General features: G+C 36.4%; 5 protein-coding genes. All 5 read left to right on the top strand.

What is annotated here, in order from left to right:
• The coding region (locus tag ACYQ5K_RS01665) for a hypothetical protein (RefSeq protein ID WP_459777218.1) at positions 1-2,182 on the top strand (2,182 nt) is incomplete at its 5' end.
• Positions 2,183-2,444: 262 nt separating this feature from the next.
• Positions 2,445-3,134 carry a response regulator transcription factor gene (locus ACYQ5K_RS01660; protein ID WP_117494501.1) on the top strand — a complete coding sequence of 230 codons (690 nt, stop codon included), beginning with the start codon at positions 2,445-2,447 and terminating at the stop codon, positions 3,132-3,134.
• The gene (locus tag ACYQ5K_RS01655) at positions 3,110-4,375 is read left to right on the top strand and encodes a sensor histidine kinase (protein ID WP_459777217.1); all 1,266 of its coding nucleotides are present in this window, start codon (positions 3,110-3,112) and stop codon (positions 4,373-4,375) included. The genes ACYQ5K_RS01660 and ACYQ5K_RS01655 overlap by 25 nt, the downstream gene beginning before the upstream one ends.
• Positions 4,376-4,552: 177 nt before the next feature.
• Positions 4,553-5,227, top strand: a complete 675-nt coding sequence (locus ACYQ5K_RS01650; protein WP_006426335.1) for an ABC transporter ATP-binding protein — start codon at positions 4,553-4,555, stop codon at positions 5,225-5,227.
• On the top strand, positions 5,224-6,510 hold the full coding sequence (locus tag ACYQ5K_RS01645; protein WP_459777216.1) for an ABC transporter permease: 1,287 nt from the start codon (positions 5,224-5,226) through the stop codon (positions 6,508-6,510). Before ACYQ5K_RS01650 ends, ACYQ5K_RS01645 begins: the two co-directional genes overlap by 4 nt.
• Positions 6,511-6,558: the final 48 nt, after the last annotated feature.

Below are 6,558 nucleotides of genomic sequence, written 5' to 3'. Positions count from 1 at the left end.
TCACTTCATAACAGGAGATGTTATTTTTTGTCTTAAAGAGGCTATAATAAGCAGTTTGGAGATTTGTAAAAAGGATCATGAATTCACTGTTGCATTTGCAAATTATGTCAAAGAAACTATTTATTCAAAATCAAATAATATAGTATTGCTTACAATCATTGAGAGTATAGGAATGCACTTTGAAAACGAATTACCGGGTTATGCTTTGGATTTGGCTACAAGCATAGAACTTGTTCATTGGGATACCACAAGATATATGTTGTACAAAAAAAATCCGACAAAAGAGTTGCTCGAAAGGCAAATTCTTAAGACCATGGGGATACCTGAGCTTAAAGATAGATATGAGTTGGATAAAAAATGTGATTTGAGTATACAAGAATATGTATCTCATACACAGATATATTTTGATTCAATGGTTCAGGATAAATGCTATGGAATTCTTGATTATTTATATTCAATTATAAAAAATGATGCAGAAAATGCACAGGACTATTTACAGATTCAAAAAATGGATATGCGTGGTGCAAAAGCAACCAAGATAACCGACAATATAATTATGTTAGAACCCCAAATATCAGGGGAAGCAGAAAAAATTGTTCTAAGACAAGAAGAATTCAATAAACCTAAGCAGAGATTAAATGCGGCGATTAAAAAGTGTAATGATAATATGGTGCCTGGGCAGATTGACTTGCCATCAACTCTTGATGCAATTAAAGTTATTTTAGAATTGATGAAGGATACTGATATGGCATTTCAATATGAAAATCTTTTGATACTTTTAATTGCTAGTGCAATAAATCATCAAGAATTAGAAAATGAGAAAAGGGAAAAGTTTTGCACAATATGGATTAACGGAATAGAGAAATTGTTTTTTAATGGAAGCTTTTTGGCAGATACTGCACTTATGCCAGTTTTATTGAATCAATTGGAAAATGATGTTGCTATTGGGATAAAAAATAAAATAAAGAAAATTGTGTTGGATTGTTTGATGTATAAGGGGCAACATGGTGTTATTGATGAAATGGCTAAATACGTGAAGAGATATTTAGCTAATCACGAGACTTTGGCACAAGCGGTATTTAATACAATTATTAAATTATCTGAAGATCAGATGGAACATCAAAAATATAATGCTAATTATTTGAAAGTGAGTAAGAAAGATAAGGAGTTTATATTTAATCCTAATATGCAACCTAAGTTGTCAGGAATAGATCGTTATATCAAAGATGATGATGGAAATTGTTATACTAGTCGCGAAGAGGAGATAATAGATAGGTATCTGCTGCAGGAAGAATCTTTAGAGATAGATGTTTTTGATATGAGTAACTATGATATATCTACAATATGCCATGTTGCAAATTGCGGCCTAAATTTTACGAATGAATCTTTTAGAATGGTTATTCATGAAATTTTGCTATGTGTGATTGATATTTGGAAATATACTAAAAGAAATTATAATGCTCACGAAATTTTTGATGTTTACCAAGAACATGAAATCATAGAGCTGTTTCAGCGGGAAATGATTCAAACCCAAGATGATGCAAAAATGGCAATCGATATATTATTTGAAGAGATTGATTTTACAAAATTTACAACAGATACAATTGAGTTCTATCAAGATATCTTTGGCAATTTTTTATGTGAATTTTTTGACTCATATGTTGACTCAAAAAGAAGAAATATATGTAAAAAGAAAATTCTATATATTGAGAAAAAAGTAAATGACATTGATGAGGAGTATGTTCGAATACAGTTATATAAATCTCTTATGCTTTCTGTAACGAGATATTGCACGGGAGACTGGAGTAAAATCAAAACAAATTATTCATACGTAGATAAGCAATTTTTGAATAAGCAATTTACAAAGTATGGAGAATATCACATAAAGGAACTGTTGAGAACGATTTACCAAATGCATATGGATGAATTGCTGCCAGAAATATTAATTTCTATTAGAAATAGCTTTCAAAATGCAAAATCTGAGGTAAATAAATTTAAAAAATCAATAAGAGAACAAGAAGCAATAGTACAGTTGATTATCCTTAAATCCTTTATTACATATAGTGATAAAATTAAACAGGATCAAGAACTTATTGAAGCATATGAAGATATACTTGAAATATTGATCAATTTAAATTATGAGCAGGCGGCGGTTATTTTGGATGAGTTTAGGATTCATTAATGGATGCAGGTTATTATTCATCTGAAATAAATATAATAAGAGATGCATGTTCGCTAAATGATATTTGTGGATGGTATCGTCAAGGTTAGATTTTGTGGGAAAGTGGTAATACAGTTGAGACAGTTGTTCTTTTGTCCAAACTAAAACAAAAGCCGGATGATTACACTAATGTCACGATTGAACTTGATGATGTGGATATAACATCGGCAGAGACTAAGGCAACGAAGAGGAGAAATAGTTAATAAAGAGAGGTGCATATGCTATGCCAGGTATACTCGTGGTTGAAGATGATGAAAATTTAAATCGTGGAATTACATTTTCACTGAAAAAATCCGGATATGAGGTTTTTTCAGCAGAATCAGTGAAAAAAGCGAAAAGAATTGCAAGTGATAATAATGTGGATGTTACCATTTGTGATGTGAATCTTCCGGATGGGAATGGGCTGGAATTTGTAAGGTGGATGAGATGCAATTATAATACATACATTATTTGCCTTACAGCACTGGACCAGGAGATGGATCAGGTTATGGGATATGAAGCAGGGGCAGATGATTATATTACAAAACCGTTTAGCCTTTCGGTACTTCTTTTGAAAATAGAAGCATATTTCCGTCGCAGACAGGAGAAAACGGAAGCCGGAAAGATGATTTCGGGAGATATCGTATTTATCGCAGGAGAAATGAAAGTCCTGATAAAGAGTCGTGAAATCAGTCTGACAAAAACGGAGTTGAAAATGCTGACTTTTTTTCTTCAGAATCCGAAACAGATTCTTTCAAAAACACAAATATTGGAAAATGTGTTTGATCTGGAAGGGGATTTTGTGGATGAAAATACAATCGCTGTCAATATCAGAAGACTCCGTGAGAAAATCGAAGACAATCCGGCTGCACCGGTCTATATAAAGAATATCAGAGGTCTTGGGTATATATGGAATCAGGAGGTAAGGCAGTGACAAAGAGATATCGCAAGAAGATTACAGTAGTGCTCTCCTTGGTATTACCTGTCATATTATTGTTTGCAATATTAAATTGCTTTACCACGTATGTGTTTTATGAAGATTATAAATATAAAATGAATCTTATGACAGAGATTGCTGCAAAGGAAGAATTTTCCGGGCTGGATGCTGTTTCGGAATTGCTTAAGGATAAGGATATTGAAACTGACGAACAGGGAAGGCGATTATTGGAGCAATATGGATACTGGGGGAATAAAGGGAATGCATTTTATTCGCAATTCCGGCATCAGGTTATGGTGACCGGTGCTGTAAGCACTGTGATATGCGTGCTTCTTTTGACTTTTTTACTTTATTGGAAGAAAAAAGAAGATGCGTGTCATCAGAAAATTTTAGACCAGTTGGAAGAAATTCTGATCAGATTCCGTGAAAATAAATTTGATGATTTACTGAAAACGGAAAATCATGCAGAACTGGAAAAATTGAATGACCAGCTTGAAGCAATCGGACATCATATTCAGTTGATAAAGGAAGAAGCAAGGGCAGAAAAGGAGAACACGAAAGAAATGGTTTCTGATATTTCTCACCAGTTAAAGACACCGGTTGCAGCTTTGGATACATGTTTTAGTGTGCTGATGCAGAACGACTTAAGTGCCACAGAACAGGAGGAGTTTCGTATCCGTTGTCGGAGTGCTCTGGATGGACTGGAGACATTATTGCAGTCGCTTCTTGAAATATCCAAGATGGAAACTGGACTGATTCAGATTAATAAGAAAAAACTTCCGCTTATGGATACTGTCATATCTGCTGTGAACCGCACTTATCCTAAAGCGGATGAGAAAGAAATTGAATTCGTTTTTGACTATGAAAAAGAGCTGGAAACATGCACGATTATGCAGGATAAAAGGTGGCTTGGTGAAGCTGTGATCAACGTTCTGGATAATGCGGTCAAGTACAGTCCGTGTGGTTCAAAAATATTTATCCGGTTACAAAAGAGAAACGATCTTGTAAGAATGGAAATTGAGGATCAGGGAATTGGTATTCCGCAGAATGAGTATCACAAAATTTTTCAACGATTTTACAGAGGAAGTTCCAAGGAGGTCATGGAAAAGAGTGGTACAGGAATCGGACTTTTTCTATCGAGAGAAATTATTGAAAAACACGCAGGTACGATTACGGTAACCTCCGGCAAAAAGAAAAAAGGAAGCACGTTTGTGATTCAATTACCATATGTTGGTTAAATTTTAAGTGAGCAGAAATTTTACAATTCTGTAAGATTTCTGCTCGTTTTTTGAAAGTGAAATGAAAGATTGTCCTGATACAATTTGGATGTAGGTTGAAAAATGACCAAATATATAAACAGGCAAAGAAAGCGTGCTGAAAAGGTACGCTTTACAGAATTGAAAAGGAGGCAATACATGAGTGTGATATTAGAAACCAAGCAGCTTTGTAAGTTTTATGGCGCAGGTGAGAATCAGGTCAAAGCGGTCAATCAGGTGGACATTCAGATTGAGCAGGGAGAATTTGTTGCAATTGTTGGAAAGTCAGGTTCCGGTAAAAGTACATTACTTCATATGCTTGGAGGGCTAGACACCCCGACAAAAGGCAGTGTTACTTTAGCAGGGAAAGATTTATACAGGATGAAGGAAGATGCCCTTGCTGTTTTCCGCAGAAGAAAAATCGGATTTGTTTTTCAGGCATTTAATCTGGTTTCATCTGTTAATGTCTGGGAAAATATTGTACTGCCACTGGGGCTGGATGGAAGAAAAGTGGATGAAGCGTATGTAAATGATATTATTGCAACTCTGGGGATTGAAAACCGGATTTATAATCTGCCAAATCAGTTATCCGGAGGACAGCAGCAGAGAGTAGCAATTGCAAGAGCACTGGTGAATCGTCCGGAAATTATATTTGCAGATGAGCCGACAGGCAATCTTGATTCTAAGACCAGTGATGAGGTAATCGCTCTGCTTAAGATGACAGCAAAAAAATATGGACAGACAATTGTAATGATTACCCATGATGACGAAATTGCACAGGTCGCTGATCGTATTCTGGTAATTGAGGATGGACAGGTGGTGGATTTTAGATGAAGACAATAAGCAGGATTGCATATAGCAATGACAAAAAGAACAAGACAAGAAGTATACTGATTATGATGTCCATATGTCTGACTACGATGCTGCTTGTGATTATCAGTACTATGGGAAATGGAATGATCCGTTTACAGAAAAGTCAGGCGGCAGGCTCATATGGAAGCAACTACGGCCTGTTTATCGCCGCAAATGGTACACAATTAAAAGAAGTGGAACGCAGAGCTGAGATATCTGATATCGGCATCATGTGTACGGAGGGCATCCTGAAAGGAAATGAAAATGGCGGCTTTGTCAGTGCGGATGAAACGGTCAGGAAAATGCTTCCCTATAATCAGGAATATGTGTTGAAGGAAGGTACCTATCCGGAAAAGGCGCAGGAAATTGCCGCAGGACGCGCTTTCTTTGATGCAGTGGGATACCATGATGTAAAGGTCGGAGACACCGTAACATTGGAGTACCGTTCCGGCATGCAGTCGGAATACGCACCGGTGGAATTTATTGTCAGCGGGATTTTATATGACCGGGATGAATATACCATCGAGGCTTCCTATGTTGTATTCGGTTCGCAGGATTTTTATAATGAGCGTGTTGCGGAGGGTGATAGGCAATATAATATCTATTTTACCTTGAGCGATTCTGCAAATGCATCTATGAATAATGTTGCGCCTGTTATAAAAGAAATCGCGGATTCCTGCGGCATTGACCAGAAAAACGTGATCATCAATGACCTCTACCTGCAATGGGTCTTGCAGCCGAGTTATGAAACGATTGCGGTATGCGGGGTTTTGATTCTTGCAATTGTACTTTTCTCTGTTGTGGTTATTTATAATATTTTTCAGGTCGGTATTGCCAACAAGATACAGGAGTATGGAAAAATCAAGGCTCTGGGAGCGACAAAAAAGCAGATGAAACAACTGATCTTCAGAGAGGGCATTTTTTTGACATTTTTTTCAATACCAGTTGGATTGCTTTTTGGCTTTCTGATTGCAAAATGCGGTTTTAACTGGCTGGTAGAACAGGGGAACCTTGTATCAACCGGAACTGGCTCTATGGGAGTTCAAAATCAGCAGGTTCCTCTGTTTTCCCTGCCTGTTATGCTTCTCTGTATTTTCGTATCATTTCTTACCGTTGCTTTGGCACTGCGTAAACCAATGAAAATTGTTTCACGGATTTCACCTATCGAAGCAACACGGTATTTAGAAAATGCAGAAACACAAAAAAAGGAAAACGAAATGGCAGAAAAAATGTCACCGTGTTTTCTATGGCAATGGCAAATGTAACGGGTAATCCCAAAAGAACTATTGGTACTATCCTCACAATGGGTTTTT

Source organism: Allocoprococcus similis (genome assembly GCF_054660775.1).
Note: the sequence above shows the minus strand (reverse complement) of the source record. Positions and strands in the feature narration are given on the sequence as shown.